The 17,360-nt window shown below is 67.9% G+C and carries 17 protein-coding genes; 6 read left to right on the top strand and 11 right to left on the bottom strand.

The genetic code is table 11. The features are described 5' to 3' along the window. Positions 1 to 58: 58 nt before the first annotated feature. Positions 59 to 1,777 (top strand): SulP family inorganic anion transporter, encoded by a 1,719-nt coding sequence (locus tag EV652_RS31625; protein WP_199238496.1) that lies wholly within the window; start codon positions 59 to 61, stop codon positions 1,775 to 1,777. Between the two features lie 12 nt (positions 1,778 to 1,789). Here EV652_RS31625 and EV652_RS31620 read toward each other — a convergent pair whose 3' ends face one another. The 4 genes from EV652_RS31620 to EV652_RS31605 are packed head-to-tail and all read right to left on the bottom strand — an operon-like array spanning position 1,790 to position 4,464. Next, entirely contained in the window at positions 1,790 to 2,248 is a 459-nt protein-coding gene (locus EV652_RS31620; protein WP_132212942.1) for a DUF6069 family protein, read from the bottom strand. After that, positions 2,245 to 2,937, bottom strand: a complete 693-nt coding sequence (locus EV652_RS31615) for a phosphatase PAP2 family protein (protein WP_199238495.1) — start codon at positions 2,935 to 2,937, stop codon at positions 2,245 to 2,247. Before EV652_RS31615 ends, EV652_RS31620 begins: the two co-directional genes overlap by 4 nt. 13 nt (positions 2,938 to 2,950) lie before the next feature. Then, a complete protein-coding gene (locus EV652_RS31610; RefSeq protein ID WP_132212941.1) occupies positions 2,951 to 3,169 on the bottom strand; it encodes an amphi-Trp domain-containing protein in 219 nt (72 codons plus the stop codon). Beyond that, positions 3,169 to 4,464 carry a diacylglycerol/lipid kinase family protein gene (locus EV652_RS31605; RefSeq protein WP_132212940.1) on the bottom strand — a complete coding sequence of 432 codons (1,296 nt, stop codon included), beginning with the start codon at positions 4,462 to 4,464 and terminating at the stop codon, positions 3,169 to 3,171. The genes EV652_RS31610 and EV652_RS31605 overlap by 1 nt, the downstream gene beginning before the upstream one ends. 293 nt (positions 4,465 to 4,757) lie before the next feature. Here EV652_RS31605 and EV652_RS31600 point away from each other — a divergent pair, with 293 nt between their 5' ends. The 4 genes from EV652_RS31600 (at position 4,758) to EV652_RS31585 (ending at position 7,863) form a co-directional block, all read left to right on the top strand. Then, positions 4,758 to 5,156: a VOC family protein gene (locus EV652_RS31600; RefSeq protein WP_132212939.1), complete on the top strand. Its 399-nt coding sequence runs from the start codon at positions 4,758 to 4,760 to the stop codon at positions 5,154 to 5,156. Between the two features lie 37 nt (positions 5,157 to 5,193). Continuing rightward, positions 5,194 to 5,538: a YciI family protein gene (locus EV652_RS31595; RefSeq protein WP_132212938.1), complete on the top strand. Its 345-nt coding sequence runs from the start codon at positions 5,194 to 5,196 to the stop codon at positions 5,536 to 5,538. Beyond that, on the top strand, positions 5,535 to 6,743 hold the full coding sequence (locus EV652_RS31590) for an RNA polymerase sigma factor (RefSeq protein ID WP_132212937.1): 1,209 nt from the start codon (positions 5,535 to 5,537) through the stop codon (positions 6,741 to 6,743). Before EV652_RS31595 ends, EV652_RS31590 begins: the two co-directional genes overlap by 4 nt. Before the next feature lie 151 nt (positions 6,744 to 6,894). Further along, the gene (locus EV652_RS31585; RefSeq protein ID WP_199238494.1) at positions 6,895 to 7,863 is read left to right on the top strand and encodes an HAD family hydrolase; all 969 of its coding nucleotides are present in this window, start codon (positions 6,895 to 6,897) and stop codon (positions 7,861 to 7,863) included. A 39-nt stretch (positions 7,864 to 7,902) separates the two neighbouring features. On the opposite strand, the gene EV652_RS31580 is transcribed toward EV652_RS31585, so the two are convergent. Together EV652_RS31580 and EV652_RS31575 are read right to left on the bottom strand one after the other, a co-directional pair. Further along, the gene (locus EV652_RS31580; protein ID WP_132212936.1) at positions 7,903 to 8,382 is read right to left on the bottom strand and encodes a hypothetical protein; all 480 of its coding nucleotides are present in this window, start codon (positions 8,380 to 8,382) and stop codon (positions 7,903 to 7,905) included. 15 nt (positions 8,383 to 8,397) lie between these two features. Further along, entirely contained in the window at positions 8,398 to 8,898 is a 501-nt protein-coding gene (locus EV652_RS31575; protein WP_132212935.1) for a DUF1269 domain-containing protein, read from the bottom strand. 180 nt (positions 8,899 to 9,078) lie between these two features. On the opposite strand from EV652_RS31575, the gene EV652_RS31570 reads away from it, so the two are divergent. After that, positions 9,079 to 9,378, top strand: coding sequence for a hypothetical protein (locus tag EV652_RS31570; protein ID WP_132212934.1), 300 nt, complete (start codon positions 9,079 to 9,081; stop codon positions 9,376 to 9,378). 11 nt (positions 9,379 to 9,389) lie between these two features. Here the strand turns inward: EV652_RS31570 and narI are convergent, their stop codons facing one another. From narI to EV652_RS31545, 5 genes are read right to left on the bottom strand one after another with little or no spacing between them, the layout of a single operon-like run. Further along, positions 9,390 to 10,106, bottom strand: a complete 717-nt coding sequence (narI, locus tag EV652_RS31565) for a respiratory nitrate reductase subunit gamma (RefSeq protein WP_132212933.1) — start codon at positions 10,104 to 10,106, stop codon at positions 9,390 to 9,392. After that, positions 10,103 to 10,768, bottom strand: a complete 666-nt coding sequence (gene narJ, locus EV652_RS31560) for a nitrate reductase molybdenum cofactor assembly chaperone (protein ID WP_132212932.1) — start codon at positions 10,766 to 10,768, stop codon at positions 10,103 to 10,105. Before narJ ends, narI begins: the two co-directional genes overlap by 4 nt. Next, positions 10,765 to 12,387: a nitrate reductase subunit beta gene (gene narH / locus EV652_RS31555; RefSeq protein ID WP_132212931.1), complete on the bottom strand. Its 1,623-nt coding sequence runs from the start codon at positions 12,385 to 12,387 to the stop codon at positions 10,765 to 10,767. The genes narJ and narH overlap by 4 nt, the downstream gene beginning before the upstream one ends. Then, positions 12,387 to 16,094 carry a nitrate reductase subunit alpha gene (locus EV652_RS31550; protein WP_132212930.1) on the bottom strand — a complete coding sequence of 1,236 codons (3,708 nt, stop codon included), beginning with the start codon at positions 16,092 to 16,094 and terminating at the stop codon, positions 12,387 to 12,389. Before EV652_RS31550 ends, narH begins: the two co-directional genes overlap by 1 nt. Then, positions 16,091 to 17,356, bottom strand: a complete 1,266-nt coding sequence (locus tag EV652_RS31545; protein WP_132212929.1) for an MFS transporter — start codon at positions 17,354 to 17,356, stop codon at positions 16,091 to 16,093. The genes EV652_RS31550 and EV652_RS31545 overlap by 4 nt, the downstream gene beginning before the upstream one ends. Positions 17,357 to 17,360 lie beyond the last annotated feature (4 nt).

The following is a 17,360-nucleotide window of genomic DNA, read 5'->3' as shown; positions in this document are numbered from 1 at the left end:
ATTTCAGTTCACCTCTAGGCTCGCAAGCAATCACGGGGGGTCGCGGAAGGAGACGGGCGTGAGCGGTGGTCACCGCGTGAGCGCACGCCCCGTCCGGCGGTGGCTGCGGTCGATCCGTCCGGAGCGACGGAATCTGCGCGCCGACGTGATCGCCGGGCTGCCGGGCGCGATCAGCAGCGTGCCCAACGGGATGGCGTCCGCGGCACTCATCGGTGTGAACCCGATCCATGGCCTCTACGCGAGCTTCGCCGCTCCGGTCGCCGGCGGGCTGGCGATGAGCAGCCAGCTGATGATGATCACCACGACCACCGCCGCGGCGCTGGCCGCCGGCTCTGCCCTGGAAGGTGTGGACGCCGCCGACCGGCCGCAAGCCCTGCTGTTGTTGACGATCATCGCCGGCGTGGTGATGATCGCGGCCGGGATCGCGCGGCTGGGGCGTTACACCCGCTTCGTGTCGCACTCGGTCATGAGCGGCTTCCTCGCCGGCGTCTCGGTCAACATCCTCCTCGGCCAGCTGCCCGGCCTCGCCGGCGTGACCGCCGCAGGGGAATTCCCGCTCGCGCAGGCGGTGGACGTCATCCTCCATCCCGGGCGGATCGACCTCGCATCGCTGCTTGCCGGGCTCGCGGCGCTCGGTATCCTCCTCGGCCTGTCCAGGACCAGGCTGTCGTCGGTGAGCGCATTGGTCGCGCTGGCCGTCCCGACCGCCGGCGTCGCCATCGCCGGCTCCGGCCAGGTGGCACTCGTGGAGGACGCCGGGCAGATTCCGGCCGGTATCCCGCTGCCGCAACTGCCGGACCTCAGCCTGCTGTCGTTGCCACTGGTCACCGGGGCACTCGCTGTCGTGGCCATCGTCCTCGTCCAGGGCAGTGGTGTCGCCGAAGCCGCACCGAACCGGGACGGGACGGCCTCCAATCCGAACCAGGACTTCGTTGCCCAGGGCATCGGCAACCTCGCGGCCGGCTTCTTCCGCGGTCAGCCGGTGGGCGGCTCGGTGGGCCAGACCGCCCTGAACCAGGCGGTCGGCGCCCGCAGTCGATGGGGGGCGATCTTCTCAGGTCTGTGGATGATTGTGATCCTCGCGGCTTTGTCCGGGGTGATCGGACTCGTCGCCATGCCCACGCTGGCCGCCGTACTCATCTATGCGTCCGCCGGCTCACTGAAGCCACATGAGTTGATGATGATCCTGCGCACCGGTCCGACCTCTCAGATCGCGATCATCACGACCTTCTGCGCGACCCTGTTCCTGCCGGTCTCCACCGCGGTCGGCATCGGGGTGGCGCTCTCGCTGCTGCTGCAGCTCAACCAGGAGGCGATGGACCTCAAGGTCGTCCAGCTGACACCTGTCGACGGCGGCCGGTGGACCGAACAGCCACCCCCCAAGACGCTGCCCAGCCATCAGGCGACCGTTCTCGACGTGTACGGGAGCCTGCTCTACGCCGGTGCCCGCACGCTGGGGGTCAAGCTGCCCGACCCGGCCGGCTCCGATGCCCCGACCGTCGTACTACGGGTGCGCGGCCGGACAGCTGTCGGCGCCACGTTCGTCAAGGTCGTGGCCGGCTACGCCGCCGCTCTGGATGCCGTCGGCGGCCGGCTGTACCTCAGCGGGGTCGGCCCCGAGCTCGCCGAGTTGCTGCGTCGTACCGACCTGATGGACGTATCCGGACCCGTGGCCGTGTTCCAGGCCACCGAGCTGGTCGGGGAATCGACCGAGCAGGCCCTGAGGGAGGCTGACGCCTGGGCAGTCCAGCATCGACGGAAGAGCCCGGACGAGTGAGCGTCCTGCAGGTCACCGAGCGGTACGGCGATCCCGCATCGCTGCCCGCGCCGAGCCGGAGAGCAGGCCGCCGATCGCGATCCCGACGACGAGGTTGATCACCGCGGTCGCAAACTGCGACGCCGTCGAGCCGTCCGCGAGGAACGGCGCAGCAGCCGCCGCGCACGTGGCCAAGGTGATGATCCAGCTGAAGAACCGCAACGGCCGGGGCGTGGAGATCAGCAACAGATGCAGAAGTCCGGTGGCCACCAGCGCCGCGAGACCGCAGAACAACGCATACCTCGCCGTGTCCGCGTCTCCCCAGACGCCCTCGCCCTCGGGTGCGAGTATGGCGATGTCGAAGAGGCCGCGGGCGAGCAGGATGCCGACAACCGCGACCAGCGCGGCGACGATAGCCGTGGCCGCGCCTCCGGCCCACAGCCGGCCGGCGTCGACCGCGTGCGCACCGCCTTGCGTGGGTTGAACTGTCATGACATGTGCTCCTTGTCGTACATCTGGCGTTTCCGGGTCGATGTCGATAGTGGCCACCGGCGGAGCGCGATCCGCCCGGCCAACCGCCCGAACAGCGCTCCCACGGTCGCCCCGACCAGAACGTCGCTCGGGTAGTGCACGCCCGTGTACACCCGGGAGAACGCGACGACCGTCGCGGCCACTCGCCCCACCGGCCGGAGCGCGGGCAGGACCTCTCCGACGGCGACCGCGAAGGCCACGGCGGACGCGGAGTGTCCGGACGGAAAAGATCCCGAGGACGGCATCCGCACCCATCGCTGGGTGGGAACGCCGAGGCCTTCCCGGTCAGGTCGCACGCGTTCCCCCATCGACTTCTTCATCGGCTGGTTCACGACCAGGGAGGCCGCTCCGATCGCCGTGAGCCCTGTGAGCGCGGCGTGGCGACCCCGAGGGCCGCCGAGCAGCGCGAGCGCGCCCGCTGCGAGGAACCAGGGTTTGGAGAAGTTGGCGAAGTCCGACACCTGCCGCAGCGGCTCGTCCAGGCGGGGGGTGGGCATTCGCGCCACCGATCGGTAGACGGCGCGGTCGTAGCCGGCGAGGCGGCGCAGCAGCGACGAAGCCCGCCGGCGCGCCGGCCCGGCCTCGGCCTGTTCGACGAGCCGGTCCGCCAGCCGTTCCTCAACGGGCTGCGGTCGAGGTGAGCCGGTCACGCAACGGTTTCCGTCACCATGTGAGCTCGACCTCGAGCTCGCTGCCGTCCTCCCCGAGCTCGAACTCGAGCTTGAGGTGCACCTCGTCGGGAACGTGCACCTTGACCCGCATTCCGCCGCGCTCGAACTCGACGTCGTTCTCCTTGGCGAGCGTGTCGGCGAGCGCATGGAGGCGGGCAGCGGCGGCCTCCCGGGTCAGCAGCTCCTTCTCCTTGATCTCGATCAGGTCCATTACGGCCTCCCTGGTTGTGGATGTGCTGATGTCCGATCCATACCGAGGGCGATGCGCGCCAGTTCGACCACACTGTCGCGGAGGCCCTCGGGAGCCATCGCCGACGGCGATGAACCTGGGTGCTGGTGTGCGATCCGGACCTGGAGAACTCCGGGCCGGATCCGGAACCGCAGCGGCGCATCGAGGACAAGCGCCTCCCCGTCGACGCCTGCGGGCAGTGGCCGATCGGCATCGACCTCGAAGGATGGAGCGGACCACTCCCGCCAGGGACGCTGACCGCGGCGGTGTTCACCACCCGCGGGCGCCCCCATCACGGTGATGCCGAGCAGGCCGTCGTCGATCCGCGGACGGGTGCCGGAACCGACCGCACGGCCGAGGCGGTAGCGGTTGTTGGAGACGAGCACCGCGGCACCGCCTTGGTGCCCGTGCCCGCCTGGCCCGGTCCAGCGCATGTCGAGCTCGCTGCCACCCGCACCGAGCGCGTCGGGCACGGTGTCGAGCAGGGTTCGCATCTTGGCACCGCGGTACTCGGAGCGCTGGACCGCCTCGGCGTACACGCCGAGCGACACGTTGTTGACGAACACGCGTCCGTTCACCTCGGCCAGGTCCACCCGCCGCTCGCCGCCGTCGACGAACGCGTCCAGCGCACCGACGACATCGTCACGATCGACCCCGAGATCCAGCGCGAAGTGATTGCGCGTGCCGGCGGGGATGCAGGCGTAGGGCAGGGAGTACTCGGCGGCGATCGCGGCGACAATGGCCTGCGAGCCGTCGCCGCCGGCCATCGCGAGTCCGTCGGCACCCCGCTCGACCGCGCCCCGGACGAGAACTTCGAGGTCGTCTCCACGCTTCAGCTCGATCGGCTCGATCCCGCGGGCGCGCGCTTCCTTGGCGAGTGCGAAGCGTTCTGCCTTACCCCCACCGGAGAGCGGGTTGTAGAACAGCACCGCATGGAGCGGGGCCGCCACCCGGGGCAGATCCACCCGAGCGGCAAAGCTGGCACGTGTCGCTGCCAGAGTGACCAGGAGCCCCGCCAGGACGAGAAGATCGACGCCGAACTTCCCACCCACAATGATCAAGACCAGCGCACCCGCAACCGCGAGGCCGGCCACGGTCAGCCCCGCCACGCGGGGGATCCCTCTCCGCAGTACGCCGTACCAGGCCGCAGCTGCGGCGATCACCACACAGGCCAACAGGCCTACGCCGCGCGGAAACTCACGCACAGCCACCACGACGCCGAACACTAGCGTCGCCGCACCCACCAGCAGCGCGACAACCGCCGCGAGCCGCCTCACGACTTCCGCCCGGTAGGCCGTGGCACAACCGGCACCGGGCCGTCACCTCGCCGCACATCCGCCTGCTGCATGGCACGTCCTCAGAAGGTCCCTTCGGCGTCGAGGCCCGACACCCAGAGTCATCCTGTCCGGACGCCACCGCCAGGACATCCCACAGCCCGGATGAATCGCACCCCCGAACAACCGCTTGAACAGCTGTTCGACAGCTGCGCACAGGCCCCTGACGTGTCGTATTCGGCCGAGCGCCGATCGTCTCCACTGTGAAACCAACCGCACCGAGGAGGCACACCACCATGCAAGCCAGCGTGAACGCGCTCGATATCGCAGTCGGTGATCTGGGCACGGCGATCGAGTTCTACCGGCGGCTCGGGCTCGAGTTCGTGCGGGACCAGTACATGCCGGAGGACCACGCCGGGTGCGACCTGCCGAACGGTCTGCACCTGATGCTCGACACCGACGAGCTGCGCGGAAAGATCACGGCCGGCTGGACCCCACCGAAGACCGGCCGGATCTTCCTGACGACCCAGCTGGATTCGCCTGCCGCGGTCGATGCCAAGTACGCCGAACTCACCGCCGCCGGAGTCACCGGGCTGCAGGAGCCCTTCGACGCCCCGTGGCGGATGCGGTACGCGACCGTGGCCGACCCGTCCGGCAACGGGATCGACCTGTACGCCGACCTCCCCGCCGACTGACCCGCGACCGGTCAGACTGATCACAGGAGGTGGTGCCGTGAAGTATGTGCTCATGTTCGTCGACACCGAGGAGTTCGCCAAGGAGCTCGAGGCGATGAGCCCGGCCGAGCTGGAGCAGGCCTATCAGCGGGTCAACCAGTGGTTCGTCGACCACGCGTCGAAGATCACCAACCGCGGCGCCAAGCTGCAGGGCGCGGAGACGGCCACGACGGTCCGGCTCGACGGCGGCGAGCCGGTGACCACCGACGGTCCGTACATCGAGGGCAAGGAAGTCGTCTCCGGCTTCGTCGTCATCGATGTCGCCGACCTCGACGAGGCACTGCGGATGGTGAAGACCTGGCCGGCCTGCCCGGTCGTCGAGATCCGCCCCGTGGAGTCATGACCGGCGATCCCGCCGAGGAGCTGGCCCGCGTCGTTCGCGAACACGCGGGCCGGCTCGCCGCCTCCCTGATGTCGCTGCTCGGCGACTTCTCCGCCGCCGAGGACCTGGTCCAGGACGCCGTCGAGACCGCGCTGCGGCGCTGGCCCGACGAGGGCATCCCGGACCATCCGGATGCCTGGTTGTTCACCGTCGCCAAGCGGCGCGGACTCGACGTCCTGCGGCGGCAGGAGAACTACCGCTCCAAACTCGCCCAACTGCAGTGGCCGGTCCGGTCGGCACCCGACGACCGGCTCCGGCTCGTCTTCACCTGCTGCCACCCCGCGCTGTCGCGAGAAGCACAGATCGCCTTGACCCTCCGCGTGGTCTGCGGCCTCACGACCGCCCAGATCGCCGCGGCCTTCCTCGTCCCCGAGACAACGGTGGCGCAACGCATCACCCGCGCCAAACGGAAGATCGCCGGCGCCGGAATCCCCTATCGCCTCCCTCGCGACGACGAGTTGCCCGAGCGACTGAACGAAGTACTGACCGTCATCTACCTGCTCTTCAACGAGGGCTACCTGTCCAGCACCGGCGATCGTGCGCACTCCCGCGACCTCGTCGACGACGCCGAGTGGCTGACCGCACTCCTGGCCGGCCTGCTCCCCAACGAACCGGAAGTCACCGGACTGCTGGCACTGATCCGCCTGCACCGCGCCCGCGTCATCGCACGATTCACCAGCGACGGGCAGCTCGTCCTCCTCGAAGACCAGAACCGCGCGGACTGGGACCACGCAGCCATCGCGGACGCGACCGCGCTGCTCATCCGTACGGCGCGCCGCCACCACTCCCCCGGCCCGTACCAACTCCAGGCCGCGATCGCCGCCTGCCACTGCGAGGCACCCACCTGGGCCGACACCGACTGGCGCCAGATCCTCGTCCTCTACGACATGCTGCTGCGCCTACAGCCGTCCCCGGTCACCCGGCTGCACCGCGCTGTCGCCGTACGGTACGTCGACAGCCCACGAGCAGCCCTCGCGGAACTCGACGACCTCGAGACCGCCCTCCACAACTACCCGCTGTTCCATGCGATCCGAGCCGAACTACTCCGAACCGAGGGCAGGACCACAGAAGCTCACGATTCCGATCGCCGAGCTCTGAACCTGACCAACAACCCAGCCCAGCAGACCCTCCTCCACTCCCGGCTCACCAACACCTGGCCCGGTTAGCGAGTCGTCACGCTCTGGCGTCACAGGCGATGCCGACGCTGACCTCTTGCAGTGAGGCAGCCCTTCATCCGTTGCGGGTGACGACTCCGGATCGGGCTCGACCCACGCTGGGAAGCCGCCGTCATGGTGATGCGCGAAGAGGAGACCTGCTGTGAAGACGGATCAAGAAGGAGCTGTGCGGTCGGACGCGCTGTTGTCGTCCTGGAAGCAGACCCCGACCCGACAGGCGATCGTGGACTACGTCGACCGGGCCCTCCAGGAGGGCGGGGCGGAGTACGTTCCGCCGTCTGAGCGGGTCGCGGTCTTCGACAACGACGGCACGCTGTGGTGCGAGAAGCCGATGCCGCCCGAACTCGGCTTCATCCTGCAGCGGCTCGCCGAGATGGCCGAACAGGATCCGAGCCTTCGCACCCGTCAGCCGTGGCAGGCCGCCCGGGACAAGGACTACGCCTGGCTCGGGGACGTGATCACCAAGCACTACCACGGCGACGACAGCGACGTGAGGGTGCTCATGGGCGGCATCCTTCAGGCGTTCGCAGGGATGAGTGTCGATGCCTACGCGGAGATCGCCGACCGCTTCCTCCGAACCACGCCCCACCCGACCCTCGGCAGGCAACTCTGGAGGTGCACGTACCTCCCGATGGTCGAACTGTTGCGTTACCTGGAGGCCAACGGATTCACGACGTACATAGCGTCCGGAGGCGACCGCGACTTCATGCGACCGGTCACCGAGGAGCTCTACGGCATTCCGGCCGAGCGCATCATCGGCACCACGGCCGGGCTCCGGTACCAGGATGACGACACCGGAGGATCGGTCGTCTACCAGGCGGAGATGGAGGTGTTCGACGACGGCCCCACCAAACCTGTCCGGATCTGGAGCCGGGTCGGCCGACGGCCCGTTGTCGCCGGTGGCAACTCGAACGGCGACATCCAGATGCTCCGGTACGCCGGACAGCCCTCGCGTCCCGGGCTACGGCTGCTGGTCCTCCACGACGACGAGGAACGCGAGTTCAACTACACCGCCGGAGCCGAGACCTCGCTCGAGCAGGCCCGCGCCCAGGACTGGACGGTGGTCAGCATCAAGAACGACTGGGCAACCGTCTTCGCCGACGAAGTCTGATCCTGCACCCTCCGCCGTGCCGGCGGAGGGTGCAGGCGGTCAGCTTCCTGGACAGCTCTGTGTCAGCGTTGTGGCGAACGACGAGGTCGCCGTACCGACTTGCTGGAGCGCCGTCTTGATCTCAGGTGCCTTCTGTCTGAGATTGTCCGCGCTCAGGCCACTCGTCGCGGCTTCCAATGCTGAGAATGCCGTCTTGACACTCGCCACGGCGGGCTGAAGAGCCGCCGATGCCGAGGCTGCCGCAGCGTCCAGGCTGCTCTTGGCGTTGGTCATGGCGGCATTCAGCGCGGTCAGACCGTCCTGCAGGGGCTCCACCTTCGCCAGCGTTTCGAGCGAGGTCTTCAGTTCGGACGCGGCAGCACAGTCCGCCGCGGGCGCACCCGTTACCGGCGGCGCCGCTGTCGCGGACGGACTCGGCTCACTCTGTGGTGAGCTGTCGCTGCAGGCCGCCGGCACGACGAGCAGGGCAACGGTCACCAGCGCGGCGAAGACCGATCGACGAACGCCGTTTCGCGGCATGGGTTCTCCTCGGGACTACTTGGCGGCGTTCTTGACCTCTGCTGCGCTGTCCGGGTCGACCTCGTGCTTGCTGACCTTGTCCGCATGCGTCAGCGTCTTCTCGACATCCGTGACCCACCGCTCCTCGAACAGCGCCACGATTCCCGAACTGTTCGTCGGCAAGGTGTCCTCGACGTCAGCTTTGATCGCCTTCTTCTCCCTGTGGGACTTGAGGCCACCGATCCCCAGTCCGGCACCCGCACCGACCGCCGCACTGGCCAGCAGACTGGGCGGGAAGATCAGGCCCACGACCGCACCACCGACGGCACCCCACACCGCGCCCCTGGCAGCCGTGTGGAAATTGTCCTCGACGTCGATCTTGCCGTCGGAACCGCGGCTGACGAGGATGAGCCCCTCAACCTTGATCACGTCGTCCTCGGCGAGCTGCTTGATGGCGTCCCAGTCCTCCTGCGCCCCCTTCGCGTCCGGGTAGGCGGCGATGTACAGGTCGACTGGTGCGTTGCTGTCAGATCCCACGAGCTTCTCCTCTTCATCCGGTGACCGGCACCGAGGTACCGCTCGTCCTCACCATGCCGCCGGTTCCGGCGGGAAAGCCTCACCCCGCACGGATGATGCCCGCCGCCGTCCTCTCGCGCGACGATCCAAGTCGGCCATCGATCGGGTGGGGACCAGCTCGGCGTACGCGAGAGGAATGACATGGGGTGCTTGTTCGCCTTGTTCGCGGGGCTCTTTCCGCGCCTGGGACTGTTCATCGTCTGGGTGGCGCGCCCCAAGTTGGTGGACGCCGCCTTCGATTCGTGGTTCTGGCCGCTGCTCGGCCTCATATTCCTGCCGTTCGCGACCCTGATGTACGTCGTCCTCTACACCGGCGGCGGCCTGACCGGGTTCGACTGGTTCTGGGTGGTCCTGGCCGGCCTTCTCGATATCGCGCACTGGGGCGCCGGGTGGACACAGCGCCGCCAGGCACCTGGCTACCCAGGCACCGTCCAAGCCTGAGCCAGATCACCTCACGGGCGGTCGTCCCAGCCGCGGCGGGGTGAGTGGGTGCCGACCTGGGCGTCACGGCTGCGGTAGACGATGTACGGCCTGGTCAGGTAGCCGATCGGCGCGCTGAACACGTGCACCAGTCGGGTGAAGGGCCACAGCGCGAAGAGGGCCATGGCGACGAGACCGTGGAGCTGGAAGCTCAACGGCGCCGCAGCCATCAGGTCGGGATGCAGGTCGAAGCGGAAGATGCCACGGAACCAGACCGAGACTCCGTCCCGGTAGTCGTAATGCCCGAAGATGTTCGCCGCCACGGTGTTCACCAGCCCGAGAACGATCACCGTGGCGAGGAACAGGTACATCACCTTGTCCATCCGCGTGGTGGCGGAGAACACCGGTCCGACCGTACGCCGGCGGTAGATGAGGATCGCCAGACCGACCACGGTGCCGAACCCCGCGATCGCGCCGATCGACACGGCGAGGAAGTGGTAGAGACCCTCGGAGATCCCGACCGCCTCGGTCCACGACTTCGGTATGCCGAGCCCCATCACGTGACCGAGGAAGACGGCCAGGATGCCGAAGTGGAACAGCGGACTCCCCCACCGCAGCAACCGGTCCTCGTAGAGCTGGGACGACCGCGTGGTCCAGCCGAACTTGTCGTACCGGTACCGCCAGTAGTGGCCGACCACGAAGATCGTCAGGCAGACGTAGGGGAACACCACCCACAGGATCGCGCTCATCGGCGAGTTCCCGGAAAGGTTGGCATCGGCAACGGATCGAAGCCAGGTGTCGCGTACGGCGTGAGTCCGACTTCTTCCTGTGGCGGCCCTTCGGCGGCGAGCCGATCGATGGCAGCGCGTTCGTCACCGCCGAGCGGCGGCAACGTCGCAGTGACAGCCTGTACGGCGCCATGCCAGGCGGAACCCGCGTCCGCGAGAGCCAACCGCAGTAGCTCGAGCCCTGCGCGATGGTCCAGCAGCAGGCGCCATCCGAGTCGTTGATCGACCGTCGCGGCGTACTCCAGCACCACGCAGAGATGATCAGGCAGCTCTGACTCATCCAGAACGAAGCCGGACCGCAGGTAGGTCTGCTTGAACCGCAGCAGCGCGACTCCGCGACGCCTGGTGTCACCATGCGCGAAGTACGTCAGGTAGAGGGTGTGGCGCCGCCTGTTGTCGAACGTGTCGACGTACCGCTGCTGGAGCGTCGAGAGATCGTTGGCAGCCAACTCGCGGGCCGTCGCGGCGAGTGGGTCCGCGAGGAACGGCGGCAGTTCGCCCGCCGCCTGCTGGATGAGCCCCAACTGCAAGCTCTCGTCCGGGTAGTCGAGCAGCAACGAGGCAGCTTGCCAGGCGATCGTCAACTGATCCGCCGGCAGCTTCGGGTCCGGGTGCCTGGTCATTGCCCACCGTCCTTCGGTGGGAACAACCCGTCCGGCCTGCCCTTGCCGTCCCAGTTCAGCAGGTTCACCCGGTCGCTGGTCTGGCGTTCCTTCAGCATCTGGAAGTTCTCGACCGCGATCGGCGTCGGTACGCCGGAGCCCTCGCCGAACGGACCGGAGCCGCCCATCCCGGGCCCGCCCTCGTAGTCGAGCGAGCACGCCAGCTCCTCCAGCGCGTGCGCGTCCTCCGCGTGGGCCGCCGGGATCACATACCGCTCGTCGTACTTGGCGATCGCGAGCAGGCGATACATGTCATACAGGTCTTCCTCGGTCATGCCGACTGTGTGTGGGATGCCGCCGTCCGGATCACGGCCCAGGTTGATGTCACGCATGTAGGAGCGCATCGCCGCGAGCTTGCGCAGGACCAGGTCGACCGGCCGTACGTCGCCTGCGGTGAACAACTCGGCCAGGTACTCGATCGGGATCCGCAGTGCGTCGATGGCGGCGAACAGGTTCTCCCGCTTCTCCGCGTCCTCGCCGGTCTCCTTGACCACGTCCACGACCGGCGACAGCGGTGGGATGTACCAGACCATCGGCAGGGTCCGGTACTCCGGATGCAGCGGCAGCGCGACCTTGTAGCGGTTGATCAACGCGTACACCGGCGACCGCCGGGCCGCTTCTATCCAGTCCTGCGGGATTCCGGCCCGCTCAGCTTCCCGTCGTACGTCGGGATCGGACGGATCGAGGAAGACGTCCCGCTGGGCCTCGTACAATCCGTGCTCGTCCGGCGTCGACGCGGCGGCCAGGACCTTGTCGGCGTCGTACAGCATCAGGCCGATGTAGCGCAGCCGGCCGACGCAGGTCTCCGAGCAGACGGTCGGCAGGCCGACCTCGACGCGCGGGAAGCAGAAGGTGCACTTCTCGGCCTTGCCGGTGCGGTGGTTGAAGTAGACCTTCTTGTACGGGCAGCCGGAGATGCACATCCGCCACCCCCGGCAGCGGTCCTGGTCGACCAGCACGATGCCGTCCTCGGTGCGCTTGTAGATCGCGCCACTGGGACAGGACGCCGCGCAGGACGGGTTCAGGCAGTGCTCGCAGATCCGCGGCAGGTAGAACATGAAGGTCTGCTCGAACTCGAACTTGACCTTGTCGCCGACCTTCTGGAGCACGGGGTCGCGCTCGGCCGTCGCCGCGGAACCGCCGAGGTCGTCGTCCCAGTTGGCCGACCACGACACCTTCATGTTCTGGCCGGAGATCAGCGACTTCGGACGGGCGACCGGAGTGTGTTCCTGGGCCGGGGCGTCGGTCAGCGTGGCGTAGTCGTAGGTCCAGGGCTCGTAGTAGTCGTGGATCGAGGGCATCTTCGGGTTCGAGAAGATGGTCAGCAACTTCTTCAGCCGGCCGCCCGCCTTCAGCGTGAGCCGACCGCGCCGGTTGAGCGTCCAGCCGCCCTTCCAGGTCTCCTGGTCCTCGTACGTCCGCGGATAGCCCTGGCCGGGCCGCGTCTCGACGTTGTTGAACCACACGTACTCGGTCCCGCTCCGGTTCGTCCACGCCTGCTTGCAGGTCACCGAACAGGTGTGACAGCCGATGCACTTGTCGAGGTTCATCACCATCGCCATCTGCGCCATCACTCGCATCAGTAGCTCACCTCCTGCGAGCGCCGCCGGATCACGGTGACCTCGTCGCGCTGGTTCCCGGTCGGTCCGAGGTAGTTGAACGCGAAGGACAGCTGGGCGTACCCGCCGATCAGGTGGGTCGGCTTGATCAGCAACCGGGTCAGCGAGTTGTGGATACCACCGCGCTTCTTCGAGGTCTCGGCGATCGGTACGTCGATCAACCGGTCCTGCGCGTGATGCATGTAGACCGTGCCCTCGGGCATCCGGTGCGAGACGATCGCCCGGGCCACCACGACGCCGTTGCGGTTCACCGCCTCGATCCAATCGTTGTCCGCGATCCCGACCTTGGCCGCGTCCTTGTCACTCATCCAGATCGACTGGCCGCCGCGGGACAGCGACAGCATGAACAGGTTGTCCTGGTACTCCGAGTGGATCGACCACTTGCTGTGCGGCGTCAGGTAGCGAACCGTCACGCCGTGCTCGGTGACCGAGCCGATCCCCGGCTCGGCGAACAGCGCGCCCATGTCCAGCGGTGGCCGGTAGACCGGCAGGTTCTCGCCGAGCTCGGCGATCCAGTCGTGGTCGAGGAAGAAGTGCTGCCGGCCGGTCAGCGTGTGCCAGGGCTTGAGCCGCTCGACGTTGATCGTGAACGGCGAGTACCGGCGACCGCCGGATTCCGACCCGGACCATTCCGGTGAGGTGATGACCGGGACCGGCGCGGCTTGGGTGTCGGCGAAGGTGATCTGCTTGCCCTCGTGCTCCGCGGCAAGGTCGTGCAGTCGTTTGCCGACCCGGGTCTCGAGTGTCTTGAAGCCCTCGGTGGCGAGGCGGCCGTTCGTCGTACCGGAAAGAGCCAGAATGGCTTCGCAGGCGTGCACGTCGCGCTGCAATGACGGTCGGCCGTCGGCTGGGCCACCACGGATCGCGCCGTTCTTCGCGCGCAGGTAGTCGACCGAGTCGGCCACGTCGTACGTGACGCCCTTGGTCGTCGCGCCGAGCTTCTCCATCAGGGGGCCGAGAGCCGACATCTTGGCCGCGACGGCTCCGAAGTCACGTTCGACCTCGACCAGCTTCGGCATCGTGACACCTGGAACCGGCTCGCACTCCCCCGCCTTCCAGTCGCGCACGACCCCATGCGGGTTCGCCAACTCGTCGGGAGTGTCGTGCAGGAGCGGTACGGCGACGACGTCGCGACGTACCCCCAGCTGGTCGGCGGCCAACTCGCTGAACTTCGCCGCGATCGCCTGCCACGCATCCCAATCGGTTCGGGTCTGCCACGGCGGTGCGATCGCCGGGTTGAACGAGTGCACGAACGGATGCATGTCGGTGGTGTTCAGATCGTATTTCTCGTACCACGTTGCCGCCGGCAGGACGACATCGGAGAACAGCGTTGTGCTGGTCTGCCGGAAGTCCAGCGTCAGCAGCAGATCCAGCTTTCCGCTCGGTGCCTCGGCATGCCATTCCACCTCGCGCGGGCGGGAGCCCTCAGGTGCTTCAGCGGCGCGCAGCGAGGAGTCGGCGCCGAGCAGGTGCTTGAGGAAGTATTCGTTGCCCTTGGCAGACGAGCCGAGCAGGTTCGCCCGCCAGACCGACAAGATCCGCGGGAAGTTCTCCGGCGCGTCCGGGTCCTCACAGGCGAACCGCAGAGCGCCGGTCTTGAGCTGATCGACGATGTGCTCGGCCACTGGTTGCCCAGCCGCGCGAGCCGCATCGGCCAGGTCGAGCGAATTGCGATTGAAGGTCGGGTACGACGGCATCCAGCCGAGCCGGGCGCTCAGCGCGATCAGGTCCGCGGTCGATTTCCCGGCGAGTTGCCCACTCCCGGTCTTCGCGGCCAGCGTGTCCGCGCCGAAGCCGTCGTACCGGAACTGATCCGTGTGCAGGTACCAGTACGCGGTCTGGATCATCTGCCGCGGTGGCCGTAACCAGTCCAGCCCGAAGGCGAGCTGCGCCCACCCGGTGATCGGACGGCACTTCTCCTGACCGACGTAATGCGCCCAGCCACCACCGTTCACACCTTGGCACCCGGTCAGTGTCGTGAGCGCCAGGAACGCCCGATAAATCGTGTCGGAGTGGAACCAGTGGTTCGTGCCCGCGCCCATGACGATCATCGACCGGCCACGCGAGTCCTCGGCGTTCTGCGCGAACTCCCGCGCGATCCGGGCCGCGGCCGACGCTGGTACACCAGTGATCCGCTCCTGCCAGGCCGGGGTGTACGGCGCGTTGTCGTCGTACGACGTCGGCCAGTCGCCAGGCATGCCCGGTCGCTGGACGCCGTACTGCGCGAGCATCAGGTCGTAGACGGTCGTGACGAGGTGTCCACCGATCCGGCGGGCCGGCACCCCGCGGCGGAGCTCACCGGCGGCGTCGAACCTCGGCACCTGGAGCAGCACGTTCTCGGCCTGCTCACCGGCCAGCGTCAGGACCGGGTCCGTCTCGCCGAGGTCGAGATTCCAGTTGCCCTCGCCGGACGCCCCGAAGCGATGGCCGAGTGACCCGTTCGGCACCACGACGTCATCGGTGCGGGAATCCAGCACCACCGGCCTGAACTGCGCGTTCTCCTGGTGATCGAAGGCCGGCAGCTCGGCGGCGGTCAGGAACTTCCCGGGCCGCAGAACTCCGTCGCCGGCGTCGTCGAGCCGGACCAGGTACGGCAGGTCGGTGTACGTCTTGCCATAGGCAACGAAGTACGGAGTCTGCCGGTCGACGAAGAACTCCTTCAGGATGACGTGCCCCATCGCCATCGCCAGCGCGCCGTCGGTCCCAGGTGCCGCAGGCAACCATTCGTCCGCGAACTTCACGTTGTCGGCGTAGTCGGGGGCCACGGCAACCACTTTCTGGCCGCGGTACCTCGCCTCCGCCATCCAGTGCGCGTCCGGCGTCCTGGTCACCGGGAGGTTGGAGCCCCACATGATCAGGTACCCGGCATCCCACCAGTCCCCCGACTCCGGTACGTCGGTCTGGTCCCCGAACACCTGTGGAGACGCCACCGGCAGATCGGCGTACCAGTCGTAGAACGACAGCATCGTGCCGCCGATCAGCGAGGTGAACCGGGCGCCGGACGCGTGCGACACCATCGACATCGCCGGGATCGGGGAGAACCCGGCGATCCGGTCAGGTCCCCACTTCTTCAGCGTGTGCACGTAGGCGGCGGCCACCAGCTCGGTGGCCTCGTCCCAGGTCGCCCGGACGAGCCCGCCCTTTCCGCGTGCGGACTTGTAGTGCGCCGCGCGTGCGGGATTGTCAACAATGTGCGCCCACGCGGCGACCGGATCGCCGTACTGGGACTTGGCCTCGCGATACATCTGCAGCAGCACGCCACGGATGTAGGGATAGCGGATTCGTGTTGGGGAGTAGGTGTACCAGGAGAAGGCCGCGCCGCGAGGACAGCCGCGAGGCTCGTACTCCGGCTTGTCCGGGCCGACCGACGGATAGTCCGTCTGCTGCGTCTCCCAGGTGATGATGCCGTCCTTGACGTACACCTTCCAGGAACACGAGCCGGTGCAGTTCACGCCATGCGTCGAACGGACGACCTTGTCGTGGCTCCAGCGGTCCCGGTAGAAGTCGTCGGCACCACGGCCCCCGACCTTGTGCAAGGTGCGCAGGTCGTCCGACACCTCGGCCCTGGTGAAGTAGCGGCGGGTCCGGACCAGGGCCTCGCTCAGCCCTCCGTCCAGTCCGGTCTCAGTGGTGTGCTGGTCATGGTCGGGACGAGCCCCAGTGCTCATGCGGATTCCTCGCTGGTCGAGTGCTCCTTGCCAGTTCTCTGATTCGCCGTTCTCCTCACGACCGTCACGGTCAGCAGCAAGGTCAAGGCCGCGGTGACGGAGAGCAACATCAGGCCGATCCCGTACGAGTCGGTGCGGCCGTAGACGTACCCCATGATCAGCGGCGGCACGAACCCACCGAGCCCGCCGGCCGCGCCGACCAGCCCGGTCACCCCGCCGACCCGCGCCGGATCCGTGACCCTGGCAACCAAGGCGAACGTGGCCCCGCTGCCACCGCCGAGCGCGGCCGCCATCGACAGGAAGGCCACCGTCCCCACGTACTCGAGCAACGGCGTCGTGGCGGCCACCGCGGCTCCCACCACGACCACCGCGTAGCAACTCGCGAGGACCGGGACAGGACCGAACCTGTCCGACAGCCAGCCACCGATGGGACGCATCAGTACGGCGACCGCGACGAAGCCGGCCATCCGGTTCGCGGCGTCGGCAGCGGACAGGTCGTACGCCGTCTTCAGGTACGACGGCAGGTACACCGAGAAGGCGACATAGCCACCGAACGCGACGGCGTAGAGAATGCATGCCTGCCAACTGATCGGAAGCTTGGCAGTCGCCACCAGTCGCGCGACAAGTGATCCGTCCGGTGCCTTACGCCCCGGCGCATCCCGCAGGACGAGCCACGCGACGACGGCATAAACGGCCAGGGCGACCGCGGTGAGCAGGAACGGCACCCGGTGCCCGATGTTGCTGTACAGCTTGACCGTGGTCAAGGCGCTGATCGCCGTACCGCCCATACCCGCGCCGAACACGCCGATCGCCAGGCCCCGCCGTTCGGGCGGGAACCACGCGTTCACGAACGGTACGCCGACCGCGAACGTCGTACCGCCGATGCCGAGGAAGAAGCCACCGATCAGCATTCCGGTGAACGACTCCAGGCCGACGAAACCGACGAAGAGGATCGGGATGATCGTTGCCGACGACACCAAAGGAAACATCACCCGGCCGCCGAAACGGTCGGTCAGCGCTCCGACCGGGATCCGGCCGAGCGAGCCGACGATCACCGGTACGGCGACCAGCAGCGCCACATCCGACTCCGACAACCTGCCCAGCGTGTTCTCGGTCCGGAACAACGGGCCCAGCGGGCTCAGCAGCGCCCAGGCCCAGAAGTTGAGGGCGAAGCCGGCCGTGGCCATCGCCAGCATCAACCAGGGTGACCTGGTCTCCGATCCCGCGGAGACACCCACACGACCCGAATCCGCCCTACTCATTCGC

The sequence above is a fragment of the Kribbella steppae genome (assembly GCF_004342025.1).
GTDB lineage: Bacteria > Actinomycetota > Actinomycetes > Propionibacteriales > Kribbellaceae > Kribbella > Kribbella steppae.
This window is presented reverse-complemented; position numbering and strand designations above follow the sequence as displayed.

Coding starts and splice junctions, on each gene's coding strand:
- EV652_RS31580 (WP_132212936.1), bottom strand. CDS start 8,382: ATGCCGCGAAACGGCGTTCGTCGATCGGTCTTCGCCGCGCTGGTGACC.
- EV652_RS31620 (WP_132212942.1), bottom strand. CDS start 2,248: ATGACAGTTCAACCCACGCAAGGCGGTGCGCACGCGGTCGACGCCGGC.
- EV652_RS31570 (WP_132212934.1), top strand. CDS start 9,079: ATGGGGTGCTTGTTCGCCTTGTTCGCGGGGCTCTTTCCGCGCCTGGGA.
- narH (WP_132212931.1), bottom strand. CDS start 12,387: ATGCGAGTGATGGCGCAGATGGCGATGGTGATGAACCTCGACAAGTGC.
- EV652_RS31590 (WP_132212937.1), top strand. CDS start 5,535: ATGACCGGCGATCCCGCCGAGGAGCTGGCCCGCGTCGTTCGCGAACAC.
- EV652_RS31610 (WP_132212941.1), bottom strand. CDS start 3,169: ATGGACCTGATCGAGATCAAGGAGAAGGAGCTGCTGACCCGGGAGGCC.
- narI (WP_132212933.1), bottom strand. CDS start 10,106: ATGAGCGCGATCCTGTGGGTGGTGTTCCCCTACGTCTGCCTGACGATC.
- EV652_RS31545 (WP_132212929.1), bottom strand. CDS start 17,356: ATGAGTAGGGCGGATTCGGGTCGTGTGGGTGTCTCCGCGGGATCGGAG.
- EV652_RS31550 (WP_132212930.1), bottom strand. CDS start 16,094: ATGAGCACTGGGGCTCGTCCCGACCATGACCAGCACACCACTGAGACC.
- narJ (WP_132212932.1), bottom strand. CDS start 10,768: ATGACCAGGCACCCGGACCCGAAGCTGCCGGCGGATCAGTTGACGATC.
- EV652_RS31600 (WP_132212939.1), top strand. CDS start 4,758: ATGCAAGCCAGCGTGAACGCGCTCGATATCGCAGTCGGTGATCTGGGC.